Source organism: Methylicorpusculum sp. (assembly GCF_030651835.1).
Classification (GTDB): Bacteria; Pseudomonadota; Gammaproteobacteria; order Methylococcales; family Methylomonadaceae; genus Methylicorpusculum.
Map to the genome: position 1 here is coordinate 38509 of NZ_JAUSBX010000004.1, position 23475 is coordinate 61983.

20 protein-coding genes are annotated in these 23475 nt (G+C 46.9%); 15 read left to right on the forward strand and 5 right to left on the reverse strand.

What is annotated here, in order from left to right; all coding sequences use genetic code 11:
- Window positions 1-200: 200 nt before the first annotated feature.
- Window positions 201-2657, reverse strand: a complete 2457-nt coding sequence (locus Q7V32_RS00390) for a cation-translocating P-type ATPase (protein WP_304895012.1) — start codon at window positions 2655-2657, stop codon at window positions 201-203.
- Between the two features lie 263 nt (window positions 2658-2920).
- On the opposite strand from Q7V32_RS00390, the gene truD reads away from it, so the two are divergent.
- Both truD and Q7V32_RS00400 read left to right on the forward strand, forming a co-directional pair.
- Window positions 2921-3958, forward strand: a complete 1038-nt coding sequence (truD, locus tag Q7V32_RS00395; RefSeq protein ID WP_304895013.1) for a tRNA pseudouridine(13) synthase TruD — start codon at window positions 2921-2923, stop codon at window positions 3956-3958.
- 12 nt (window positions 3959-3970) lie between these two features.
- Entirely contained in the window at window positions 3971-4798 is an 828-nt protein-coding gene (locus Q7V32_RS00400; protein ID WP_304895014.1) for an undecaprenyl-diphosphate phosphatase, read from the forward strand.
- Window positions 4799-4864: 66 nt separating this feature from the next.
- On the opposite strand, the gene Q7V32_RS00405 is transcribed toward Q7V32_RS00400, so the two are convergent.
- Entirely contained in the window at window positions 4865-5434 is a 570-nt protein-coding gene (locus Q7V32_RS00405) for a Smr/MutS family protein (RefSeq protein WP_304895015.1), read from the reverse strand.
- Window positions 5435-5508: 74 nt separating this feature from the next.
- On the opposite strand from Q7V32_RS00405, the gene surE reads away from it, so the two are divergent.
- From surE to Q7V32_RS00430, 5 genes are all read left to right on the forward strand, one after another.
- A complete protein-coding gene (gene surE / locus Q7V32_RS00410) occupies window positions 5509-6267 on the forward strand; it encodes a 5'/3'-nucleotidase SurE (RefSeq protein WP_304895016.1) in 759 nt (252 codons plus the stop codon).
- Window positions 6264-6923 carry a protein-L-isoaspartate(D-aspartate) O-methyltransferase gene (locus tag Q7V32_RS00415; protein WP_304895017.1) on the forward strand — a complete coding sequence of 220 codons (660 nt, stop codon included), beginning with the start codon at window positions 6264-6266 and terminating at the stop codon, window positions 6921-6923. The genes surE and Q7V32_RS00415 overlap by 4 nt, the downstream gene beginning before the upstream one ends.
- 5 nt (window positions 6924-6928) lie before the next feature.
- Entirely contained in the window at window positions 6929-7507 is a 579-nt protein-coding gene (locus tag Q7V32_RS00420; protein ID WP_304895018.1) for a YqaA family protein, read from the forward strand.
- Complete coding sequence (locus tag Q7V32_RS00425; protein WP_304895019.1) at window positions 7508-7804, forward strand: SemiSWEET transporter; 297 nt, start codon at window positions 7508-7510, stop codon at window positions 7802-7804.
- 310 nt (window positions 7805-8114) lie between these two features.
- Window positions 8115-8966 (forward strand): aldo/keto reductase, encoded by an 852-nt coding sequence (locus Q7V32_RS00430; protein ID WP_304895020.1) that lies wholly within the window; start codon window positions 8115-8117, stop codon window positions 8964-8966.
- Window positions 8967-9110: 144 nt separating this feature from the next.
- Here Q7V32_RS00430 and Q7V32_RS00435 read toward each other — a convergent pair whose 3' ends face one another.
- Window positions 9111-10181: an AI-2E family transporter gene (locus tag Q7V32_RS00435; protein ID WP_304895021.1), complete on the reverse strand. Its 1071-nt coding sequence runs from the start codon at window positions 10179-10181 to the stop codon at window positions 9111-9113.
- A 43-nt stretch (window positions 10182-10224) separates the two neighbouring features.
- Window positions 10225-11535, reverse strand: a complete 1311-nt coding sequence (locus Q7V32_RS00440) for a DUF3422 family protein (protein ID WP_304895022.1) — start codon at window positions 11533-11535, stop codon at window positions 10225-10227.
- 204 nt (window positions 11536-11739) lie between these two features.
- Between Q7V32_RS00440 and Q7V32_RS00445 the strand changes: the two genes are divergently transcribed.
- From Q7V32_RS00445 to Q7V32_RS00460, 4 genes are all read left to right on the forward strand, one after another.
- On the forward strand, window positions 11740-13245 hold the full coding sequence (locus Q7V32_RS00445; RefSeq protein ID WP_304895023.1) for an endonuclease/exonuclease/phosphatase family protein: 1506 nt from the start codon (window positions 11740-11742) through the stop codon (window positions 13243-13245).
- 85 nt (window positions 13246-13330) lie between these two features.
- Window positions 13331-14929 carry a phosphatidylserine/phosphatidylglycerophosphate/cardiolipin synthase family protein gene (locus tag Q7V32_RS00450; RefSeq protein ID WP_304895024.1) on the forward strand — a complete coding sequence of 533 codons (1599 nt, stop codon included), beginning with the start codon at window positions 13331-13333 and terminating at the stop codon, window positions 14927-14929.
- Window positions 14930-14978: 49 nt separating this feature from the next.
- Window positions 14979-16577 carry a bifunctional aminoglycoside phosphotransferase/ATP-binding protein gene (locus tag Q7V32_RS00455; RefSeq protein ID WP_304895025.1) on the forward strand — a complete coding sequence of 533 codons (1599 nt, stop codon included), beginning with the start codon at window positions 14979-14981 and terminating at the stop codon, window positions 16575-16577.
- A 185-nt stretch (window positions 16578-16762) separates the two neighbouring features.
- Window positions 16763-17071, forward strand: a complete 309-nt coding sequence (locus tag Q7V32_RS00460; RefSeq protein ID WP_304895026.1) for a hypothetical protein — start codon at window positions 16763-16765, stop codon at window positions 17069-17071.
- Window positions 17072-17421: 350 nt separating this feature from the next.
- Here the strand turns inward: Q7V32_RS00460 and Q7V32_RS00465 are convergent, their stop codons facing one another.
- Complete coding sequence (locus Q7V32_RS00465; protein WP_304895027.1) at window positions 17422-18153, reverse strand: hypothetical protein; 732 nt, start codon at window positions 18151-18153, stop codon at window positions 17422-17424.
- Between the two features lie 440 nt (window positions 18154-18593).
- Here Q7V32_RS00465 and Q7V32_RS00470 point away from each other — a divergent pair, with 440 nt between their 5' ends.
- From Q7V32_RS00470 to fic, 4 genes are all read left to right on the forward strand, one after another.
- Window positions 18594-19949 carry a L,D-transpeptidase family protein gene (locus tag Q7V32_RS00470; protein WP_304895028.1) on the forward strand — a complete coding sequence of 452 codons (1356 nt, stop codon included), beginning with the start codon at window positions 18594-18596 and terminating at the stop codon, window positions 19947-19949.
- Window positions 19950-20283: 334 nt separating this feature from the next.
- Window positions 20284-21840 (forward strand): type I restriction-modification system subunit M, encoded by a 1557-nt coding sequence (locus tag Q7V32_RS00475; protein ID WP_304895029.1) that lies wholly within the window; start codon window positions 20284-20286, stop codon window positions 21838-21840.
- Window positions 21837-22871: a virulence RhuM family protein gene (locus Q7V32_RS00480; RefSeq protein ID WP_304895030.1), complete on the forward strand. Its 1035-nt coding sequence runs from the start codon at window positions 21837-21839 to the stop codon at window positions 22869-22871. Before Q7V32_RS00475 ends, Q7V32_RS00480 begins: the two co-directional genes overlap by 4 nt.
- On the forward strand, window positions 22868-23473 hold the full coding sequence (gene fic / locus Q7V32_RS00485; RefSeq protein ID WP_304895031.1) for a protein adenylyltransferase Fic: 606 nt from the start codon (window positions 22868-22870) through the stop codon (window positions 23471-23473). Before Q7V32_RS00480 ends, fic begins: the two co-directional genes overlap by 4 nt.
- Window positions 23474-23475: the final 2 nt, after the last annotated feature.

The following is a 23475-nucleotide window of genomic DNA, read 5'->3' on the forward strand; positions in this document are numbered from 1 at the left end:
GGGCGATACTTTATTAGTCAGGTATCGCCTCAACTAGCAGATATTTTCATAAAGTCATAACCACAGTAGCTTGCTATTAGGGCGGGTAAAGAGGCGGATTATGCACAGAGAAACAATCTGCCCTGCTGGCTAAGACTTTATTGCACAAGGTTTAAAACATAAAGAAGTTAAATTCAGACACATTAAATGCTTTTAAGTGTCTATTTGTCTTTCAGTCGCAGTGAATTGGCTATTACCGAAACCGAGCTTAAAGCCATCGCGCCAGATGCTATCAGCGGATTGAGCCGCCCGGCCATTGCAACCGGAATAGCCAGAGCGTTATAGCTGAAGGCCCAGAAGAGATTTTGTTTGATGACAGCCAATGTTCTGCGGCTTAATTCTATTGATTCAGCGACTTGAGCGATATCACCGTTAATCAGAATCAGGTCGGAGGTTTCAATCGCAATACCCGTGGCTTTGCCAATTGACATGCCCACGTCGGCGGCAGCAAGAGCAGGCGCATCATTGATTCCGTCGCCAACCATCGCAACGCGCTTGCCCTGATTCTGAAAATCGCGAATTATTTTCAGTTTTCTGGCCGGACTGGCGTCAGCAATGACCGTGGTAATGCCGACCTGTCCGGCAATCTGATTGGCGGCCTGTTCCGTATCCCCGGTTACCATCAGGGTTTGAATGCCCATATCATGCAGGTGCTTGATAACCTCCCGGGCATGGGGTCGAATAGGATCTATAAAGGCGAATAGGGCGCAAGGTTGATTATCGATCGCCAAGAAAACAAGCGTTCTTCCCAACAAACTCAGTCTTTTTGCTGTTGAAGCTAAAGCGCCGAGGTCGATATTTTTTTCATTTAACCAGGCTTCATTACCCAGTAATACTTCATGTTCACCTACTGTGGCGCGAATGCCCCGGTCAGCAATGCTGTGAAAATGTGAGGATTCCAGAATAGCCAAGTCCTTGCCGTTAGCATACTCGACTATGGCTTTGGCTAAAAAATGTTCAGAGTTGAATTCAGCGGAGGCAGCCAGTTGTATTAACGTGTCATCATCCCATGCCGACACATTTAACAGATCGCTGATTTTCGGCTTGCCTTCTGTAATCGTGCCGGTTTTATCAAAGATAATGATTTGTAAATTAGCGGCGGTTTCAAGAGCAACCCCGTTTCTGATATAGATACCTTTTCTGGCAGCCTGGCCTGTACCGACCATCGTCGCGGCAGGCGTTGCCAGGCCCAGCGCGCAGGGACATGAAATCAGCAGTACCGATATGGCATTGGCCAGCGCATGAGCGAGTTTTTCTCCCTTAAACAACCAGCCACCGAAAGTCACTCCGGCGAGAACAATAACGGCAGGCACGAACACGGCTGAAATTTTGTCCACTGTTTTTTGAATCGGTAATTTGGAGGTTTGTGCCTGATCAACCATATGAACCAACCCCGATAAGACGGTGTTGGTTCCGGTCGCCGTAGCCCGCACATGCAGAACGCCGCTGCCGTTCATACTGCCGTCCAGTACCTGATGGCCGGCCTCTTTAATGCAAGGCGCTCCGGCACCGGTCACCGGAGCTTCATTGACCATGGATAAGCCTTTGATAACCTCGCCGTCGGCAGGAATTTTTTCGCCGGGACGAATCAGCAGAATGTCGCCCACTACAATATCTTCCACCGGAATCCGGATTTCGATAGTTCCCTTTAGCAGAGTTGCTTCCTGTGGTTGTTGGTTGACCAGTTTACGAATGTCTCTCAGGACTTCGCCTTTGGCGACTTCTTCCAGAAACCGGCCCAGTAACACAAAGGCGATAATGCCTGAAGCGGCTTCAAAATAGACGTGACTGCTGCGTCTGAACAAACTGGGCAGGCTGTACGTGTAGGCTGCACCAACACCCAGTGCTATAAGCGTATCCATATCTGCGCTGCGCAGTTTAGCGTGTCGGGCGGCATTCTTGAAAAAATCTCTGCCACTCCAAAACACTACAATTGAACTGAGTGTTGCCTGAATCAAAATAACGGGCAGGGAGCGTTTGGCGAAAATGCTCAGTAACGGAATAGGCAAGCCTAATGCGCCGGCGATGATCAGTTGCTTTTTGGCTTCTTGGCGATGCCGGTTTTCCAGCTTGAACATTTCCTTGCGTTCACTGAGCGTGTCCATCGAAACGGCCTGATAGCCGTTGGCATTGATGAGGGCGAACAGTTCCTTTTTAGATAGGGTGCCGGTTACACTGGCTGTTTCAGTGATGAAATTAACGGCGGCATGAGAGACTTTTGGGTCTCGCTTTAACATCATTTCGATATATAAAGCACAAGAGGAACAACTCATGCCCTGGATCGCAAAATTGATGGTTTTTGCAGAACCCTGGAGCGCCGTTTTTTTGATCCCCAGCGCATCAATAACTTGTTTGGGTTTTAATCCGACATTTGTCAGGATGGCCTCAAGCAGCATCAGCAGATTCGCTGTCGGAAGTTGCGCCGCATCATAGCGAATGGTGACTGATCCGATGTCAGGAACAATCTTTACGTCTTTGATCGCTTCGCGTTTGAGTAACAGGATGCGCAGAATCAATGCGCGTTCGCCGTCTTTAATCAGGCAATGAGCAATAATGCGAAGCCGGTTTTTGTGTTGGTGAGCGATGTTGAATTGTTTAAACTGGTTCGAATGATCCATATTAATACCCATGCCGTATAAACATCAGCCATCGCTATTTTGTAACCGAAAGATAAGGAAGGCCTAATTTTTCTTCTTCATAATCAGGACCTGCATAATAGACAGCGAAGGCGCTATTGTCCAGTTAAGCCCATGGCCGTGTTATTATGTGAACAGATCACATAGGAAGCCGGGCAAAAATCAGCTGCACTTTAGCTCACTGATTATCTGGCTAGAGTTTGTCTATAATTCCTTTGAACATTTCAAACCTTAATGGTTTCGCCTTGACCCAAGACTCAAACAATAAAGCTCTAACTCCAATTGAATTGCCTGATTGGCCCTATGTATTTGGCGGTCCTGCTGCGCAGGGTGCTATTCGGAGTGTGCCTGAAGATTTTTCCGTGTATGAAAATCTGTCTTTTTTACCCTCCGGTGACGGTGAGCACGTCTTTTTGCAGATCGAAAAAAGAGGCGAAAATACCGAATATGTGGCCCGCTGTCTCGCCCGTTTCGCAGGCGTCAGGCAACAGGATGTGAGCTATGCCGGATTAAAAGACCGGCATGCCGTAACCACGCAATGGTTCAGTGTCTGGTTGCCCGGTAAACAGGCTCCGGATTGGTCATTAATAGAAACCGATACGATGCGAGTGCTTCAGGAAGTGCGTCATGCCCGAAAATTAAAACGCGGCGTACTCTCAGGCAATCGTTTTAAAATTATTATTCGTCAGTGGCAAGGCGATAAAGCCTTGACGCAAAGCCAACTGGAAACCCTGCAAAAGGAAGGCATTGCCAATTACTTTGGCGAACAGCGTTTTGGGCATGGTGGGCAAAATGTGACTAAAGCCTTGGCGATGTTCAAAGGCATGAAATGCAAGCGCGAACAGCGCAGTATTTACTTGTCGGCAGCAAGATCCTATTTGTTCAATTGCTTGCTGGCCCGGCGTGTGGAACAAAATACCTGGAATCAGCCGCTACCAGGAGATACGTATGTATTCGATTTGTCACACAGTTTTTTTACAATGGAGCAGCCGGATGAATCGATCATGCAGCGCATATCGGCAAAACAGATTCATCCTGCATTTTTTTTGTGGGGCAAAGGTATGAAGTTGGATGATTACCTGGATTCAACCTTACCTTCCTGTTTGGCTGAATTAGCTCAGGGCTTGAGCGATGCCGGTCTTGAACCCGATATCCGGCCGCTTCGCATCAATATTGAATCTTTGAGTTGGCAGTATTTAACTGAAAATGAGTTGGAACTGAGTTTTACTTTACCGGCGGGAAGTTATGCCACGGCGGTATTACGAGAAATTATCAAGCATTAAAACGAGGAAAGAATGGATTTAATTTTAGCGGTAAAAGCGATCATATTGGGTATTGTCGAAGGCTTGACCGAGTTTTTGCCCATTTCCAGTACCGGTCATCTTATCTTGGCCGGTGATTTGCTCAACTATACCGGCGAAACCAGTAAGGTTTTTTCGATAGTCATTCAAACGGGCGCCATTTTCGCTATTTGCTGGGAATACCGGGTTAAAATCGGTTCGGTGATCCGGGGCCTGTTTAAATGGGAAGCGGCTGCGCTTAAATTTACGTTGAATCTGGCGATTGCGTTCATGCCTCTTGCCATTCTCGGCTTATCATTCGGCAGTTTGATCAAAGCCTATTTGTTTAAACCGATACCGGTTGCAACCGCTTTTATTGTTGGCGCTTTCGTTATTTTCTGGGCTGAAAAAAGAGAGCATACCGTCCGCATTAACGAGGTTGAAGATTTGAGCTGGACGGATGCTTTAAAACTGGGCTTTGCTCAAGCGCTAGCGCTCATTCCGGGAACCTCCCGATCGGGTGCTACGATTATCGGGGGCTTGTTTTTTGGTTTATCACGCAAAGCGGCAACTGAGTTTTCATTCTTTTTGGCGATACCCACGCTGATCATTGCCAGTCTCTACGATTTATACAAACACCATGAACTCTTAAACAGTAGCGATTTACCCATCTTCGGTATCGGTCTTCTTGCAGCTTTTTTCAGTGCCTTACTGGCAGTAAGAGGCTTGCTTCGCTACATCAGTCACCACGATTTTACCGTTTTCGCCTGGTACCGCATTGTCTTCGGCCTGTTAGTCATAGGCACGGCTTACAGTGGTTTAGTTGAATGGACAGTCGACTGATGAGGTTGAGTTACTGATAACTGCTCTATATTAATGTCGTGAAGTCGGGTTCGATTGCTCGCTTAACTAACGGTCATTCGTTTCTTCCTGGCGGTTAAATTTTTCCGCCAGTTGCAGTAATACAAAAACGGCGCCTGTGCCGCCTTGCCTGGGCGGTGCAGAACAAAACGCCTGAACCTCCTTATGCTGCCTTAGCCAGAGATTAAGATTGTTTTTCAAGATCGGGTGGTTGTCAGGCGACCGGTAGCCTTTGCCGTGGACGATACACACACAACGGCAACCTTCCTGGACGGCGCGATGCAAAAAATCCAGCAATTGCCGTTTAGCTTCTTGACTGGTTAAGCCATGCAGATCAATTTCAGCATCCAGTCCGTAATTGCCGTGCCGCAATTTTTTCAACACATTTTTTTGCAGGCCGGGGCTGATGAAGCTGAGCGTATCTTCCAGGCTCAACATTTCTGTTACCCCCACTTCATGGTTCAACACGTTTTCAACTTCAGCTGTTTGGGTTCTCGGTATGGGCTTGGGCTTTTTGCCGTTATCCACAGTGATCCGGTCGCTTTTAATCGATTTTACGGTGCCTACCGATTGTCTAAATAACTCCCTGTCTTCAGGTGTTATGTTTTTTTTTCTCACGTGAGCTGATTTTGCTTTGATAAGTTGCTAATATTGCTGATTTTATAGCTTATTGTTGTTCAGGGCGAACTGAAATGCACATTCTGTTGAGTAATGATGACGGTTATCTGGCGCCGGGTTTAGCTGCATTAGCCAATGCACTAAACAAATACGCAGAAATATCGGTTGTAGCCCCCGATAAAAATCGAAGCGCAGCGAGCAACTCGCTGACCCTTGAAATGCCGTTGCGTGCTCAAATCGGAGAGAACGGTTTTGTCAAAGTCGACGGTACGCCAACTGATTGTGTTCATTTGGCAATCACCGGATTACTGGACAAGGAACCGGATATGGTTTTTGCAGGCATCAATCACGGCGCTAATCTGGGTGATGATGTTTTATATTCGGGCACGGTAGCCGCTGCGACAGAAGGGCGTTTTTTGGGCTTGCCCGCCGTTGCCATTTCTTTGGCGTCCTGTGATCCTGTGCATTTTGATACGGCGGCGCATGTTGCTGTGACAATCCTGAAGCGGCTGATTGCTTCCCCTTTACCTCAGGATACTTTGCTGAATGTTAATGTTCCCGATCTGCCTTTGCACGAATTAAAAGGCTTTCAGGCGACCCGCCTGGGTCAGCGGCATAAAGCTGAAGCCATGATCAGCAGTCATGATCCCAGGGGCCGACTTATTTACTGGGTGGGGCCTCCCGGTCCTGAACAGGATGCGGGCCCCGGCACTGATTTTTATGCCATTAAAGCCGGTTATGTCTCCGTAACCCCGCTGCAATTGGATTTGACCTGGCATGGACGCATCGACGGATTGAAAAACTGGTTACCCCAGGAGGGAGCCTGGTTATGAAACAAAATGTCAACGGCATAGGCATGACTTCCATGCGGACCCGGGAGCGCATGATAAGCAGGTTGGAAGAGCAGGGCATCACTGATCGTAAAATTTTGGATGCGATGCGCAATACCCCCAGACATTTGTTTGTGGATGAAGCATTGGCCAGCCGGGCTTATGAAGATACAGCATTGCCGATAGGCTATAACCAGACGATTTCGCAGCCTTATATCGTCGCAAAAATGACCGAATTGTTGCTGGCTCCCGGCCCGTTGACCAAGGTGCTGGAAATCGGCACCGGATGCGGTTACCAAACAGCTATTCTGGCGCAATTGATTGACCATGTTTATACCGTGGAACGGATCCAGCCTTTGCAAAAAAAGGCGAAGAACCTGCTGTGGTCGATAAAAATAAAGAATGTCAGTTATTTGCACAGTGACGGAGGTTGGGGCTGGGAAGATCATGCGCCTTATGACGGCATCATAGTGACAGCTGCGCCGCCGGAAATCCCTGAAAATTTATTAATGCAAATGGCGGTTGGCGGGACAATGCTGATACCTATAGGTAAGGCTGGTGGGCAGGTTTTGCAACGCGTCACCCGCACTGAAAATGATTTTAAAGTTGAAGCGGTGGAACCTGTCAGCTTTGTCCCTTTACTCCCAGGAAGGCAATAAACCGAATGTTTAAAAAACTTTATGACCGCGTTTTGCTTTGGTCAAGGCACCGCAATGCATTAACCTATCTGTGTATCTTAAGTTTTGCCGAGTCCTCTTTTTTTCCAATACCACCGGATGTCATGCTGGCGCCCATGGCCTTGGCTCAGCCTTCCAAAGCTTTCCGGTTCGCACTTTGGACTACGATTGCGTCGGTGTTGGGTGGTGTTTTGGGTTATGAAATAGGTTATTTTCTGTTTGATAATATCGAGCCGTGGCTCAAAACCACGCATTATTGGGAAAGTTATACAAAAGCCATTGACTGGTTTGGCGAGTGGGGTTTTTGGGCTGTTTTTGTTGCCGGTTTTTCGCCGATACCTTACAAAGTCTTTACCATTGCAGCCGGCGCGTTGAATATGGTGTTTATTCCGTTTGTGCTGGCTTCTTTGATTGGCCGTGGCGGTCGGTTTTTTCTGGTTTCGTTACTTATAGTGGTTGGTGGAAAAAAGCTGGAGTCGAATTTACGCAAATACATGGACCTCATAGGCTGGGCTTTGGTTGCCATCGTGGTGATTGGTGCCGTCGCTTATAAAATAATGAATTAAATGATGACGACATTAATGCCTGATTTAGTGGGCTATATAGCGGCTGCTTTGACGACTGCTTCATTTCTGCCCCAAGCTATACTGACGATCAAAACCCGCAATACCGAATCTCTTTCATTGGGGATGTACAGCGCGTTTACGCTGGGTGTTCTGTTATGGTTAGTCTATGGTCTTTTAAAACAAGACTACGCCATTATCATGGCTAACTTAATCACTTTCGTTCTGTCCGGTTCCATTCTCTGCTACAAAATATTCAATACAGTTAAGGCTAAAAAGGCAAGCCGTAATAAGGGTTAAGCCATAGTCATAAACCGGCGCGACGATCTGCTGGACTTACCGCTCACCCTGAACTCAGGCTAAGGCATTTAACCTGTTTCAAAGGACCATTTTGGGGTTTATCTTTTTACACGACATTTTTCAGGTTGTCTTCTCATGAACCAGCACTTCCCAGTTCGAAATTTTTAATGTGGCTTCGAGGGTAGGCGTAAACCTTGCGAGGAACGCCGCCGACCCATCCATGGGAGCTTGACAACAGCATCCCTGCTGCCGACATCCCCGCAAAGCTTACGTCTACCTTTTATTATCATCAAACTGGGAATTGCTGCTCATGAACCAAAACCTCTATTTGACTTCCGCCTATAACGTAAAAATGCCTCGTATTATTTACGGCACGGCCTGGAAGAAAGAGCGCACTGCAGCTTTGGTGCAGCAAGCCATCCAACAAGGATTCAGAGGCATCGACACGGCTTGCCAGCCCAAACATTATAACGAAGCCGGGGTAGGTGAAGGCTTGGCGGCGACCCTCAACAAGGGTTTGGAACGCAGCAATTTGTACTTGCAAACCAAGTTTACGCCGTTAGACGGACAAGATCCTTTGCGGGTGCCTTACGATGTCAAAGCCAGTCTCAGTGAGCAGGTGGCCCAATCGTTTGAAACGTCGCTGACTAACCTCAAAACCGAATATCTGGATTGTCTGGTGCTGCATTCGCCTTTGGCTGATACTGAGCAACTGCAGGAGGTCTGGCAGGCAATGGAGCGGATTTTCACAGAAGGCAGCGCTAAACAACTGGGCATCAGCAATTGCTATGATCTTAAACAGCTTGAGTATTTATATCGGCAGGCAGCGATCAAGCCGGCCGTGTTGCAAAACCGGTTTTATGCCGATAAACACTATGACCGCTGTATCCGTGACTATTGCAAGCAACAGCACATCATCTATCAAAGCTTTTGGACACTGACGGCAAACCCTCATGTTCTGGCCCATGAGGTTCTAAAAAACCTGGCAGCAAAACACGGTCGCACGGAAGCGCAAATCTTTTTCCGCTATTTAAGCCAAATTGACATCATTCCATTAACCGGCACCACATCGGTTGAACATATGTCAGAGGATTTACAGATTTTCGACTTTGAACTGACAAGCAACGAGTGTCAAAGCATTGAGGCCTTGCTGTTAGACTGATGATAAAGCGGTAATAGTTAAATGAGGTCAGCTAGCCTTTATCATCCCTGCCTTGTTTTAGGGAGATGAGGTTCACGTTCGCAAGTGGCAAGGATTTGATAAGATCCGCCTGCTTTGATTTTGAGGTGCTTTTTTGATGGGTTCTTATCCCGATTGTTCTTCGTTTTGTTGCTCCAGCCATGCTCGCCATACCGCCAGCAAAACCGCCAGTATGATTGGCCCGAGGAAAAGACCAAGGGCTCCGAATGCTGATAAGCCGCCCAACACGCCGAAGAAGACAACTAAAAAAGGCACCTTTCCCGCACCGCTGATGATGAGCGGCCTGATGACATTGTCGACGGTACTGACGACCAATCCACCCCAAAGAAGCACGCCTAGGCCATCCGTAAACCGATCCATCATGATAAGTGCGATGCCGATAGGTAACCAGATCAAGGCTGCGCCGATCATAGGTACCATAGCGAGCAGGGCGGTAATTGCCGCGAACAGTACAGGGGCGTTAACATCGGCGAAATAAAAACCCAGTCCAGCCAAAACACCCTGGCTTAGAGCGGTAAGAACCAGTCCGTAAACCACTGCGCTGGTTGTATTGGCAATAGCCGACAGATAAATATTTTGATGTTTGCCCAGAAAACGGACCAGGCCTTTGCGAAGTTGTTCAACCACTTTTTCGCCATCGCGAAAACAGAAAAAGACGGTAACGGTCACAACCGCCAGCTTCATAATGTAATGACCGATACCCCCTAAAATCTTACCCAGATAACCCAGCCATTGCTTGGCCCATTCCGACAGTTGGGCCTTGACGCCCGCTCGGTCGCTCACCACAAGGTCCAGCCATTCCTGCAGATAATCACCCACCCAGGGGATATGTCGGATGAATGCCGGCAATTCGTAAGGACCTTGCAATAAATCAACCACTATCGCCTGATACGCTATTTTGAGTTCGTCCTGCAGCACTGCAGCCATCCAGAACACAACAACAAAGATTAAGGCGGCGGTGACGCTGGTCATCAGTAGTGCGCTCACCGTTGCATTATTTTTAAGCAGCTTCCGCAATCTGCGATAAATAGGCCACGTCGAGTAGGCCAAAATAAACGACCACGTCAATGTCTGGAAAAATTCGCTTAATACCCAATAAGCGAGCATTAAAAGCCCAGTCAATAAAGTAACGGGAATCAAATAGCTTAACGGTGAGTTGTTCGGCGAGTCGTTCATACTTTGATCTGCGCGATTGAAGATTTAAAAGCAGGAAGGGATTTTACTCCTCCGTCGTGTTCTCAATAATTTTATGAATGCGTTTAAGACCCAGAGCAACGGCTATCATGATAACCGGTATCGAGACCCCCACCGCTATTTCCGGTCTGACGTGCCAGCCTGCCGCGTGCACGGCTTTGGCGATTGAACCGATCAGGCCGGCGGCGTAATAAGTAATGGCGACGATGGAAATTCCTTCAACAGTTTGTTGCATTCGAAATTGCATTTTTGCCCGTAACGCCATGGAAGTCAGCAGGCCTTGATTTTGTCGTTCGATGACAATATCAACGCGGGTCCGTAGCAGTTGGCTGGTATTGCCGACTCTTTCCGAAAGCGATTTGAACCGTTTGGAGGTCGACTGACACGTATTGATCGCCGGTTCCATCCGCCGTTTGATAAATTCACCCAAGGTTTGGATGCCTTGTATCCTGACTTCCCGCAAATCTTCAAGACGCTGCCCGACCAATTGATAATAAGCGCCGGCGGCGGCAAAGCGAAAATGATTGCTGGAAATATGATTTTCAATTTCTGCAGCCAATGCCGTAAGTTCATCCAAGAGTTGGGCATCGTTGCTGTTGCCCGATTGCGCCATCGCATTGGTGATAGTGTAGAGTTTGTGGTCCGCTTGTTTTAAATCCGGGGCCAGTTTTCTGGCAATCGGGAAAGCCAGTAAGGCCATGACCCGGTAAACTTCAATCTCAAACAAACGGTGTAATAAGCGTCCCGCCTGTTCGGTTCTGAGGCTATGGTTGATAATCAGAAAGCGGCTGAATCCGTCTACATGAATTTTAAAGTCAGTGAAGACCTGTGCCGCTCCACCAGTCACTTTGGATCCTACGACCGGGTTATTGGAAAAATGCGCGGCAATCGGGGATAAATCAGTTTCCTCATGCTTATCGGGAGCCGGTGCCGATTTAATCGCCGCATGAGCGGCGACCATTAGCTGACCGGGTAATCCGGACAACCAATCCAATGGGACCTGTTTAAGTGCGGGTTCTGAAAACGGATCGCTGGGGATGTTTTGTACATAAAAAGTATAGGTGCTGAATTCACCGTGTTGTTCCCAGCGGATTTGAAAATTATCGAAGGTTGCACTGAGGTGATCGGCGTCTTTTTCCGGGCTTGGTTTGCCGTAGCGCTGGCACAGTTTGCTCAAATGTTCGCGTTCACGCTGTTTTTCCTCACTCGTCAATAACAAGGCGAGATGGCTGGCTCTGATCGGTAATTCCAGGGTCAGAGAGGCGCGGGCATGTACTTCGTTATGCAGTACAAAGCGTTGCGGATGATTTTGAGGCAGTGGGAATAAGGTTGTCACGATAGCTTTCAGTGATTTGTTGTAAGGAATAAATAAATAAACCAGCGGGTCTTGGTTGCCTGTTAGTTTAGCGTTTGTTGGTCCTAATAGAAATTTAGCATTGATTATTTAAGCTCATTTTTTTAGTTTTTCTCTTACTGTGTTGTTGTATCATGGCTTCAGCGCTTCTTTAAGCTAAGCATTTAAAAAACGAGTGACAAGTCAATGGACAAAATCAAGCTGATTTATGTAAGTAATGTTTTCGGCCGAAGCAAAAAAACGGTACAGCAAACGCTGTCGTTTTTTATCACCATTGAAAATGCCGGTTACGATAAAGCCGTAGAAGTCATTTGGGCCGGTGAAGACGGTGTGTGGCAGACATTGCCCGTTTTGTTTCATAGCGCAGCGGGTGAAAATCAAGAGTTTTGGTATGTTCAGACTCATTTCAAAAGAACACTCAAGCGGCCTTTGCCCGGAAATATTGAATTTGCAGTGCGCTATCGCGTTGCAGGCCAGGAATTTTGGGACAATAATCATGGCTTGAATTATTCGAGTCAGGCCGATTCCGGTGTTCAATTGCTGACCGATGCGTCGGTTTTAAATATTGAGTTTCCCGGCGGATTTCAGGACGGGCAGAAATTTATTCCGGTCACGGTAGCAGTCAGGCAGTCATTGGGTCAGGGTCAAGTTTATATTCACTGGTCTACCGACCGATGGAAACATTCGCAAAAAACCGCCTGTCATTTTAAATCGATGTTTTGGGATAAAACGACGCAAAGTAATGCCAGAAATCCAAATCAATACGGCATTGCGATCTGGAAAGGCTGGATCAGGGCGGGGCAGTGTTTCCGGCTTGAATATGCGGTTAGCTTCGAAACCGATCACCAGATTATTTGGGATAACAATCACGGACGCAATTATGTTCTCAGCCATGACCCGTTAAAAATACTGATTTTGAATTTGCATTGCTATCAGGAAGATAATCAGGATTACAAGTTATCACAAATCGCCAAGGCAATTGACGATATGAAAGCCGATATTGTCTGCCTTCAGGAAGTGGCCGAACCCTGGAATGACGGCATGGGCGACTGGGAGAATAACTCGGCAAAAATTATTAATGAACGGCTTCCCGAACCTTTTCATATTTATACGGACTGGTCGCATTTGGGCTTTGATAAATACCGTGAAGGGGTTGCAATTTTAAGCCGATATCCGTTTATCAAGCAGGATGCCCGTTATGTTTCGGACAGTCATGATGCATACAGCATCCATTCAAGAAAAGTGGTCATGGGCCAGTTCAATGTGCCCTTGATCGGCTTGGTGAATGTCTATTCTGCTCATTTGAGCTGGCTGGAGGATGGATTTGAAGCTCAGTTTAATCGTTTGAACGACTGGGCTCAGCACAATCATAATGCCCGTATCAAGGCGACTTTGTTATGCGGGGATTTTAATATTGTGGCCGGATCCAGCGGTTACGATCTTGTCGTAAACTCAAATGCGTATGAAGATCAATATCTGGAAGCCACGGCTCACGGCGTGTTCGAGAAAGTATTCAGGGTCAATGATCCCTATTGGCATGATTACATGGCCGATGATTACCGTATAGACTATATCTTTATGAACAAAGTCAGTGAACTTAAAGTGACCTCGGGACGGACCGTATTTACCGATAAGGATTATGGCTTTGTCTCGGATCATTGCGGTTATTACATGACGTTTGAACCCAAGTAAAAGTTTAAGCAAGACTATTTTTTTATTTCAAGGGTCTATAACCCGATTTCGATTAACCATCGATCAGTTATTTCAAGAGGTAAATATGCAATTGGCCGAACATTTCGCCATTCCTGTTCACGGCAATTTGGGTGGGTATTTCTCACGCGTCAATGACTTTAAAGACGAGTTTTTCGTTCGATGGGGGAAAATTGATTTTGATGTGTATCACGGTGTTCAAGCCAATATTAAAGTCATCATCAAAGTCTACCGTGAGCGCGACAATGTTTGCGAGACCTATATTGTCGATACGGACCCTTATGATATTCAATGGAATTTCCATCGACGTGCGACCCGGGATTTTGTTGTTCTGCCGTTTTCCTCTCATTTCGGCTATATCAGCTGCGTCAAATTCTCGTTTGTCGTGCATATCGATGAGCGTTCCATTGCGTCGCAAAATGAATATATTTTCATGGACTGGCAACAGTTACGAAATGATCAGCCTCAATACCGTGCGCTATCGGACGAATGGGCGACCCCGAATCATTTTCGTACCTACGAACTGAATGCCGGCGAGTTACAAGCGGATGTCGATTGGTACAACCACCATTTCGAAGCCCTCAATATCACGCCTAAATTTACGAAAGGACAGCTTTACCACCCTTATCATCCCAAGCGCTTTATTCACGATCATATCGATAAAGTCATCCAGGCCAAGCGCCATCAACCGGATCGGTTTTGCACGATCAAGGTGAGCGTTGACTGTATTGATGATTATGACTTTATCAATCATCTGATTCATGCCCGCGAGCAAGGGGTATGGGTGCAGGTCATCGTTGACTGGCGAAAAATGACCTTAACCCACAGCGATAATTATGCGCGATTAAAGCGCTCGCGCATCGAGCTGGTCGGCGTTTTCTGTACGCCTAAGCACCACTTGATAGAAGTAGAACCGGATATGCACACCAAATTCGTTATTTTTAATGACGAAGACGCAATACTGGGTTCGTTCAATATTACCTTTGATCGCTGGTGGGCTAACTGGGAATCGGGCATGACGTTCCATTCCAGGGGCGTCTGCCGCTTGCTGGATAATATTTTCCAAAGCCAGCGTGGCGGCGTGATACAGCGGTACGGGATTGATCCGTTGAGCCATTTCAATTTGCTGTATACATTCGGCAGGCACACGATGTTGAACGGAAAAAATTACCGGCCGCATCATGCTATTCTGGCCGAGATACATCGCGCCAGACACTCCATTAAGCTCAGCCTGTTTTTGATGGGTGATCTGTTGGGGGATCATGGCGACAGTGTGGTTGATGCGCTGATTCATGCTTATGACCGTGGTGTTTATGTGCATGTTTTGTTTAACGGTCACTTGGCGAGACAGGGGCGAGTGGGTGTCGAAAGGTCAATGGCTGATGAGTTGAACCGTCCTTTATTGCCTGCCGTGCAGCGGCTAAAGTCGGTCGGAATTGCTGTCGGTCTGGTTTATGGGCAGGATGATCTGGCCGTCCCGTACTCGCCGATTCATTCCAAATACTGCATTATTGACGATTCCATCGTGCTGGAAGGCAGTTTCAATTGGTATAACACGTCGGTGTTTTCGCATGATTTACTGGTCATTGCCAATAACCGTGACGTAGCCCAGCCTTACCTGTATGAGTTTGAGCAGATTCAACGCTCGTTCAGAGTGTTTTACTGATCCAGCGTGAAACGTAATAATAAAAGCGGATCAGTTGAATGAAGCGGTTATGACTTTGCCCGAATTTGATACGTCCTTGATGCAGATGATCGATGGCTTGACCCAAGCGCACGCTTATCGGCATAAAGTCGAATCGGTAAAACGGATAGAAACCCATATTTCGTGGGTTTTTCTGACCGGTACTTTTGCTTACAAAATCAAAAAACCGGTCAATTTCGGATTCCTGGATTTTTCAAGCCTTGAAAAACGGGCTTTTTATTGCAAGGAAGAGCTCCGTCTCAATCAGCGCCTGTCACCGCAAGTGTATCTTGGCGTAGTTGCCATTACCGGATCTTTTGAAAAGCCTGAAATGGAGGGTACCGGAGAACCTATTGAATATGCCGTTAAGATGCTTCAGTTTAACGGCGGTGATGTGCTGACTCAACGGGTTGAAAAAGGGTGTTTAAGCCATGAGGAAGTCGATGACATGGCCGCACAAATGGGGCGTTTTCATCTTGCCGCTGCGGTTGCAGACAATGCCTCTCCTTACGGCGAAATTGAGGAGATAGCTTTTCGCAGCGATGAGAATTTTCAGCAAGTCCGCTTATTGCTCGGTTCCGGTCATGATTTGACTGATCTGGCCGAGCTGTCTTCCTGGTCTGATAATGAATTAGCCATTAAACGCAGTTGGTTCGAAGCTCGCAAAACTCAAGGGTTTGTTCGCGAATGTCACGGCGATTGGCATTTGGGCAATATGACCCTGCATAAAGGACAGCTGATTGTGTTTGATTGCCTTGAATTTAACCCCTTATTGCGGTGGATCGACGTAATCAGCGAGCTGGCTTTCGTCGTCATGGACCTCGCTCATTCAGGATTGATGAGACAGGGTATCAGGCTGGTAAATCATTATTTACAGCTGACCGGTGATTATCAAGGCATCAGGCTCTTCCGTTATTATCTGGTCTACCGGGCCATGGTCCTGGCCAAGGTGGCCTTGTTCAAACGGCAACAAGCTCAGTCAGCGCTGGAAAAAGAGAAGGCATTGGCTGCGTTTCATAGTTATTTTAAGCTGGCCGGACAGTTCAGTCATAAAAAGCGCCCCGTATTAATAATTACCTGCGGTTTTTCAGGAAGCGGAAAGTCAACACTCTGCAAAGCCTTGGCTGAGCAACTGGGTTCACTGTGGGTGAGATCCGATAGTGAGCGAAAACGAATGCAAGCATTTTCTGATCCAACCCTTCAGTACCAACCCGGTAAGGGACTTTATTCCGACCAGTCCAGAGATCAGGTTTATCAGCATCTTCTCCAGATTGGCGAAACCGTGCTTGCCGAAGGCTTTTCGTTAATGGTTGATGCCACCTTTCTTAAACGCCGACAACGCATGCTTTTTTATCAATTAGCCCACGCTATGGATGCGGACTTTCTGATTTTACAGTGCGAGGCTTCAGAGTCTGTGATGAGTCAAAGAATTGATCATCGCAGCCGTCAGCATAGTGATCCTTCCGAGGCGACCGCTGAAGTGATGCGTCTGCAGATGCATTCATTTGAGCCTTTGACTCAAGAAGAGCTGGCGCATACGTTGCGCGTCAATACCGAAAATGATGTGTCTTCGGACTCAATTTTAGAAGCTTTGAGACGTTATTCCGCTGCTGATTCAGCGCTGCTTTGAGTGAGTTTGGATTAAAAAACGATTGCAAGCGGCGAATCATTTTGCAATATTTGGCTGCCTTATTCCAGGTAGAACGAATCCCTCATTCAGCCGTTAATAATTCATTCAAGTAAATTTATTTAGAATCAGCAATCAATAAAACAACGTTCGGATTTTTAAAGATATTTAATTAAGAGGTCGTAAGCATGTTCAAGCAAGTTCAATTTATACAACGTCAACATATTCTGGGCTTGGCCTTATTGATGACCGGTTGCGCATCGGATCAGCCGCCGCCTGTGAATGGCCAACTTGTGTCAGGAGATCTGATGTTGCGGGAAAGTCAGGGCATCGCACAATTGGGTAGCCGCTGGCAACAAGGCAAGCAAATGGTTGATCAAGGCCAGCAAATTCAGGCAGAGGCACAGGCGAAAATGGAAGAAGGCCGTCGTATGATTGAAGAAGGACAAAAAATCATGCGCGAAACCGAAGAAGGCTACAAAAGCATCAAAAAATAAGCGTTAAGTCCGCTAAAGGCAAAGTTGGGTTGCATGCTTTTTGCAACCCAACGATTAACGCCATGGGCGGTCAGCCTCGATTCATCCATTGTGCCTGGATTCGCTTACGCGGTCTAACGGCTCCGGCAATCCCGCAGCAATTCTCAGTTTGATCTTTTCGGCGTCATTTTGGGCTGGGAAAAGCCTTATCAGGAACGCCGTAAACCCTTCCATGGGGGCTTGAACAGCAGCATCCCTGCTGCCGACATCCTCAAAAAGCTTCCCCAGCCCTTTTTTTGTTCAAATTGAGAATGGCTGGCAATCCTGTCGGAATGACGCGGACTTTTGAGACTCTGACAAGGTAAAAGTAATCAGGCGTGTAAATGGGTAAGCGGTTGCCTGGAAATAGTGCCACCGTCTTTAGAGCTGTCATCGCGATGACGGGTTAACGCCCGGGTTTTTTCAAGCAGATTTTTTTGAGTTTCGATGGCCGTTTCCTTAGCCAGCGCATAAAATTCCTGGCAATGAAAAAGGGCAATATCTATCAGCTCCATTAGGGGTTTGATCAGCCTGGTTTCAATAAACTGAAGCGATTTGTCATAAGCTGACTTCGCTTGTTCAGCGTATTTGTCCATCATTTGTTCCAGAGGATCTCTGATCCAATTTGGCACATAGCGTTTTATTTCATCTAAATACCGGCTCACGCTAAACAGAAAACGCTTCAATTCATAAATCATCGGCATCATTACGGATGAATTGAATGTTCCTTTGAGGTGGATGAGCTGTAATTTTGCAGCAGTCAGTAATCTTTCAACCGGTGCCAGGATTTCGTTCATTTTGTGCCAGTCGATATGTTTGGGAATGAGCGCCAGTTGCCCATTAATTTGACGGTAAGATCTAAGAAAAAGAGGGGATAGATTGGACTGGAGTTGAGCTTCAAGCGCGGCGATTTGCTGATGCTGATCCTCAATTTTTCTTTGAAGTTCGAAGTTGCTTAATTGTTTGTTTTGGAGCTCATCAGTCAATGAGTTAATTTGCTCTTCAAGTTTGCCTAGTTTATTCAGTAATACCTGATGGGTATCAAAATCGGCCCCCGTTTCCATTGTCTCTCCCCTTTATAGATTATTGTTATTATTCTAAAGTTGACGCCCTTCATATCAGTAGAAAGCGAATGTGTCAAGTTAGTATGATTTTTTTGTCCAATAAAATGCTCAATTAAATCTAAAAAGCAGCTGTGAGTGATTGAAATATAAGATAGGTTCAAAAACATACGGTTTAAACAGCAGTCATTCATCCATGGAATGACGCTCTAAAATCAAGTATCGTTAGGCAAGAGGCATCATCCCCGCCCGAAAGACGGCAACTATTAATGCAAACAGAGTTCTCTAACAAGCCTGGATCGCCTTATGAAAACTGAGAAACTTTTTTGGTGTTTATTCGATTGTTCAAAACAATGAGCATCCTGATTAAAACCTTAATTAAGATTTCAACAACATAAGACTGCAATAATACGGATTGAGAAATTTTTTTAGGTAAAAAAGGTATGCGTATCAATCAATTTAAAAATTTCATATCGGCTAGACCGGTACCTTTATTTTTGATTTTCTGCAGCATTGTGCTTAGCGGTTGTCAGACTATTGCGCCTATTCCGGAAGAAGAGGAATGGCAATTTATTCCCCGGCATGAGTTTACTATTGCCGGAGAGCAAACGATGATTGGGCAGTTAGCTCAGTCTGAGGTTATAGCAGATGAAAGTTTGCCCGTCATCGCGCGTGAATTCGGTTTGGGTTTTGATGAAATAACCCGAGCCAATCCTGATCTTGATCCTTGGATTCCTGAACCGACTGCAGCGGTAAATTTGCCTTTGCGCTTTATTCTGCCTGATGCTCCGAAACAGGGGATTGTGCTTAATATCGCTGCAAAACGGATGTTTTATTTTCCAGGTAAAACTGTCACCAAAGTGTTGACCTATCCCGTGGGTATCGGCCGTGAAGGATGGGAAACTCCGACAGGGAAAACTAAAATAGTCTCAAAAAAAGCCCGGCCAAGCTGGACGGTGCCGGAGTCGGTATTAAAAGAACATGCTAAAAAAGGCGACAAATTACCTAAAGTGGTTCCTGCGGGTGAAAATAATCCCTTAGGTTTATATGCACTGAGACTGGGCTTTCAGAGCTATTTGATCCATGGCACGAACAAACCCTACGGTGTCGGAATGGAGGTCAGCCATGGCTGCATCAGGTTGTATCCCGAAGATGTTGAGCAATTGTTTAATCAAACTTCGGTTGGGACCCCGGTGCGCGTGGTCGACCAGCCGTTTTTAACGGCTTGGGATAGCAATGAGCTATTTTTACAAGCCTATCAACCGGTACATAAGAGCGACTCGGCTACCAGGAAACTGATCAAAGCATTAATGACGCGGTTGCAAAAGATAGAATCTCAATCCGGACGCGCCATCAATTGGGATGTGGTGGACAAGGCTTTGCAACGCCTGGACGGCGTGCCGGTGGCCATTTTGGCGGATACTCTAGCGGATAAGGGGTTTTCAGCTGCAATAAAAGCCAAACGAATCTCTGCCTTCAGTGTCAAGCCGGTACAGGAGCCTTCGAGTCCCGGAACCTGGCGCTTGCTGGTTGCAACGTTTAACGACCCTCAACAAGCGCGCCGCTTAGCATCAATGCTAAATCATCAAGGCCCTCCCATTCCTTCAAGTGCGGTCTATTCTGAACAGGGTTACCCGGTTGTTGCCGGACCCTTCAAATCCAAGGCAGAAGCCAGGCAGGCCGCTAAGCGAATTGCGATGGATTTTGAACTGGCTGCTGAGTTGATCAAGCCGGATGACGATCTTAATGCCACTTACAAACAGGCAAAAATGTCGGGTATTCGGAAATGGGATATTTGAAATTTAAAGTTTCCTTGAATTCATATAATAACTATGGCGTCCGCAGAGTATTAGGCTACTCCTTTTTCACAGCAATTCTCAGTTTGATCTTTGCGGCGTCATTTTGGGCAGGGAAAAGCCTTTTGAGGTACGCCGTAAACCCTTCCATGGGGGCTTGACAGCAGCATCCCTGCTGCCGACATCCTCAAAAAGCTTCCCCCAGCCCTTTTTTCTCTTCAAATTGAGAATTGCTGCAGTTTTCAACAAGTGATTAGATAAAGCGTCTTTGCTCGTTATAATGCCACGCTTGATATGACCGGATGGCTATTAAAACGTATTTCAAAAGGATTCTACAATGACAAGCACCCAACAACGCGCCGCACTGCAACGCCAAATCTGGCAAATCGCCAACGATGTACGCGGTGCGGTTGATGGCTGGGATTTCAAGCAGTATGTACTTGGAACGCTGTTTTATCGCTTTATCAGTGAAAACTTTGCCAGCTACATCGAAGGCGGTGATGACAGCATCCACTATGCGGAGCTTTCCGACAGTGTCATCACCCCGGACATCAAAGACGACGCCATCAAAACCAAAGGCTACTTCATCTACCCAAGCCAGCTCTTTGCCACCATCGCCGCCAGTGCCAACACCAATGACAGCCTGAATACCGATCTGGCCGCCATCTTTGCCGCCATCGAAAGCTCCGCCAACGGCTACCCCTCAGAGCGCGACATCAAAGGCCTGTTTGCCGATTTCGACACCACCAGCAACCGCCTCGGCAATACCGTGGTCGACAAAAACACCCGTTTAGCCGCCGTGCTTAAAGGCGTGGCCGGACTGGAATTTGGTGACTTTGAAGGCAACCACATCGACCTGTTTGGCGATGCCTACGAATTTCTGATTTCCAACTACGCCGCCAATGCCGGTAAATCCGGTGGCGAGTTTTTCACCCCGCAAAATGTCTCGAAGCTGATTGCGCAACTGGCCATGCACAAGCAAACCAGCGTCAACAAGATTTACGACCAAGCCTGCGGTTCCGGCTCGCTGCTGCTGCAAGCCAAAAAACACTTTGACGCCCACATCATTGAAGAAGGGTTTTTTGGCCAGGAAATTAACCATACCACTTATAACCTGGCGCGTATGAACATGTTTTTGCACAACATCAACTACGACAAGTTTAATATAGCGCTGGGCAACACTTTGTTAGACCCGCATTTTGGTGATGAAAAACCTTTTGATGCCATTGTTTCCAACCCTCCGTATTCGGTGAACTGGATAGGCTCAGACGATCCCACCCTGATCAACGATGAACGCTTTGCCCCGGCTGGCGTATTAGCCCCCAAATCCAAAGCCGACTTTGCCTTCGTGCTGCATGCGCTCAGTTACCTGTCCAGCAAAGGCCGTGCGGCCATTGTCTGCTTCCCCGGCATTTTTTACCGGGGCGGAGCCGAGCAGAAAATCCGGAAGTACCTGGTGGATAACAACTATGTCGAAACCGTGATTTCGCTGGCGCCCAACTTGTTTTACGGCACCACCATTGGCGTGAATATTCTGGTACTGTCTAAGCACAAAACCGACACCACCACCCAATTTATTGATGCCAGCGGCCTGTTTAAGAAAGAAACCAATAACAACGTACTCACCGACGAGCACATCGAAAAAATTATGGATGTGTTCGATAGCAAAGCGGATGTTGAACACTTTGCCAAATCGGTGAACTTTGAGGCCATCGCGGCGAACGATTACAACCTGTCGGTCAGCAGCTATGTCGAAGCCAAAGACAACCGCGAAGTGGTGGATATTGTGCAGCTCAATGCCGAGCTGAAAACCACCGTCGCCAAAATCGATAAGCTTCGTAAAGATATTGATGCCATCGTGGCAGAGATTGAAGGTGGCGAGCTTCAAGCATGAACGCCAACCAAAAAATGCCCACCATTCGGTCATCAGCTGCGGAATATCTCACCTTTATTGCCGCCAGCGGCGAAGGAGGAATTGAGGCTGTTTATGCCGATGAAGATGTATGGTTAAGCCAGAAGATGATGGGGGTGTTGTACGACGTGAATGTGCGCACCGTGAATGAGCACTTGAAAAAAATCTTTGCCGACAGCGAGCTACAAGAGGAGGCAGTTATCCGGAATTTCCGGATAACTGCCTCCGACGGCAAGAATTACAACACCAATCACTACAACCTATTGGCCATTATTGCAGTGGGTTACAAAGTCAATTCCGAGCGCGCAGTGCAGTTTCGCAAATGGGCCACAGGCATCATCAAGGAATACACCATCAAAGCCTATGTCATGGACGATGAGCGCCTTAAAAATGATGGCTCTATCCTTGGAAAAAAATATTTTGAGGAGCAGTTGGAGCGTATTCGTGAAATACGACTCAGCGAACGCAAGTTTTATCAAAAGATAACCGACATCTACGCCACCGCGATTGACTACGATGTGACAGCTTCAGCTACCAAACGATTCTTTGCAACCGTACAAAACAAATTGCACTGGGCCATTCACGGTCAAACCGCTGCTGAAGTGGTTTACACCCGTGCCGATGCCGAAAAACCCCAAATGGGCTTAACCTCATGGAAAGACGCTCCCAAAGGTAAGATTCAAAAGTTTGATGTCAGCATTGCCAAAAATTACCTGACCACCAATGAAATCGCTCAACTACAACGGTTGGTCAATGCCTATCTGGATGTCGCCGAAGACATGGCTTTAAGAAAAATGCCGATGACTATGGTCGATTGGGAAGAGCGACTGAATCGTTTTATTGCGGCAACGGATCGGGAGATTTTGCAAGACGCTGGCAAAGTGACCGCCGAAATCGCCAAAGCGCACGCAATCAGCGAATTTGAAAAATACCGCATCGTACAGGATAGACTCTACGAATCCGATTTTGATAAGACAATCAACGCGATCGAACAACAAGGCGACAAACAATGATTTTAGAAAATAAACTCAATATCACCCATCAGGTTGATCTCGCCAAGGCGGAAGAAAAAATCAGCAAACAAAAAGCCAAGCAGCTTTTTGATTCTGGGGATATTGCCAAAGTGGAAATCGGCACCTTTGCCGGGCTTAGCTTTATCCATGCCTATTTGTTTGAAGATATTTATGACTTTGCCGGCCTTATCCGCGACGTAAATATCGCCAAAGGTAATTTTCGTTTCGCGCCACTGATGTATTTAGAACCCTCGCTTAAACATATCGACGCCATGCCGCAAGGCAGTTTTGACGAAATCATCGAAAAATATGTCGAAATGAATATTGCCCACCCCTTCCGCGAAGGCAATGGCCGCGCCATCCGCATCTGGCTGGATCTGATGCTTAAAAAAGAAATTAAACAGGTTGTCGATTGGAACTTGGTGGATAAAGATGACTATCTCTCAGCCATGCAGCGCAGTGTGGTCAAAGACATTGAAATCAAAGTATTACTCAAGTCAGCCTTAACCGACCAAATTGATGACCGCGCCTTGTTTATGAAGGGCATTGATGTGAGTTATTACTATGAAGGCTATAGCGAATTCAAGACTGAGGAGTTGTAAAT

Coding starts and splice junctions, on each gene's coding strand:
- Q7V32_RS00460 (WP_304895026.1), top strand. CDS start 16,763: ATGTTCAAGCAAGTTCAATTTATACAACGTCAACATATTCTGGGCTTG.
- Q7V32_RS00390 (WP_304895012.1), bottom strand. CDS start 2,657: ATGGATCATTCGAACCAGTTTAAACAATTCAACATCGCTCACCAACAC.
- Q7V32_RS00475 (WP_304895029.1), top strand. CDS start 20,284: ATGACAAGCACCCAACAACGCGCCGCACTGCAACGCCAAATCTGGCAA.
- Q7V32_RS00450 (WP_304895024.1), top strand. CDS start 13,331: ATGCAATTGGCCGAACATTTCGCCATTCCTGTTCACGGCAATTTGGGT.
- Q7V32_RS00435 (WP_304895021.1), bottom strand. CDS start 10,181: ATGAACGACTCGCCGAACAACTCACCGTTAAGCTATTTGATTCCCGTT.
- Q7V32_RS00455 (WP_304895025.1), top strand. CDS start 14,979: ATGACTTTGCCCGAATTTGATACGTCCTTGATGCAGATGATCGATGGC.
- Q7V32_RS00470 (WP_304895028.1), top strand. CDS start 18,594: ATGCGTATCAATCAATTTAAAAATTTCATATCGGCTAGACCGGTACCT.
- Q7V32_RS00400 (WP_304895014.1), top strand. CDS start 3,971: ATGGATTTAATTTTAGCGGTAAAAGCGATCATATTGGGTATTGTCGAA.
- Q7V32_RS00445 (WP_304895023.1), top strand. CDS start 11,740: ATGGACAAAATCAAGCTGATTTATGTAAGTAATGTTTTCGGCCGAAGC.
- Q7V32_RS00465 (WP_304895027.1), bottom strand. CDS start 18,153: ATGGAAACGGGGGCCGATTTTGATACCCATCAGGTATTACTGAATAAA.
- surE (WP_304895016.1), top strand. CDS start 5,509: ATGCACATTCTGTTGAGTAATGATGACGGTTATCTGGCGCCGGGTTTA.
- Q7V32_RS00420 (WP_304895018.1), top strand. CDS start 6,929: ATGTTTAAAAAACTTTATGACCGCGTTTTGCTTTGGTCAAGGCACCGC.
- Q7V32_RS00480 (WP_304895030.1), top strand. CDS start 21,837: ATGAACGCCAACCAAAAAATGCCCACCATTCGGTCATCAGCTGCGGAA.
- Q7V32_RS00430 (WP_304895020.1), top strand. CDS start 8,115: ATGAACCAAAACCTCTATTTGACTTCCGCCTATAACGTAAAAATGCCT.
- fic (WP_304895031.1), top strand. CDS start 22,868: ATGATTTTAGAAAATAAACTCAATATCACCCATCAGGTTGATCTCGCC.
- Q7V32_RS00425 (WP_304895019.1), top strand. CDS start 7,508: ATGATGACGACATTAATGCCTGATTTAGTGGGCTATATAGCGGCTGCT.
- Q7V32_RS00415 (WP_304895017.1), top strand. CDS start 6,264: ATGAAACAAAATGTCAACGGCATAGGCATGACTTCCATGCGGACCCGG.